The sequence below is a fragment of the Bradyrhizobium sp. Crot121 genome (assembly GCF_059512385.1).
The window spans coordinates 1-680 of sequence record NZ_JCAMOR010000311.1; the positions used below are offsets into that span (position 1 = coordinate 1).

Genomic DNA, 680 nt, shown 5'->3' on the forward strand with positions numbered 1-680 from the left:
GAAGGCATTTGTCCAGGCGGGTCTTCCGGAAGGGCTCATTCACGTCATTCCGGGCGACCGTGACGAGGCGCTTGCACTTGCCGCGCATCCGGACGTGGATGTCGTTACCCTGACGGGAGGAACTGCGGCGGGGGACGCTTTAGCGCGCGCGGCAGGCGCGAAGCGCTTCCTCGGCGAACTTGGCGGAAATTCAGCGAACATGGTGGCCGCAGATGCGAATCTCGAGGACGCCGTTGCGCGCCTCATTCCATCATCTTTCGAAGCAAGCGGTCAGCAGTGCATCTCGACCCAGCGGATCATCGCGGAGACGTCGATTTTCGATAAGTTTCTCGAGCGCTTCGTCGAGGCGTCCAAGCGGCTCAAACTGGGGGATCCCAGACTGCCCGAGACCGATCTGGGGCCTGTTGTAAATGCGCGCGCTGCAGCCCGAATAACCTCTATGCTCGATGATGCGCGGGCACTTGGTTGCAGCATCGTGAGCACTGGTGAAAGCGCTGGATGCCTCATTCCGCCAACGATCGTCGTCGATCCTCCTCCAGAGGCGCGACTGGTTCGCGAAGAGGTTTTTGGTCCGGTGGTGGTTGTCATGCGGGCTGACAGCCTCGACCATGCAATTAAGATCGCCAACGAATGCGAGTTCGGACTGCAGGCGTCGTGTTTCACGACGAGCCTGGCGTCGG

General features: G+C 60.9%; 1 protein-coding gene. It reads left to right on the forward strand.

Going from position 1 to position 680, the window contains the following annotated elements; translation table 11 throughout:
- The coding region (locus AC5ZGW_RS46710) for an aldehyde dehydrogenase family protein (protein WP_496114206.1) at window positions 1-680 on the forward strand (680 nt) is incomplete at both ends.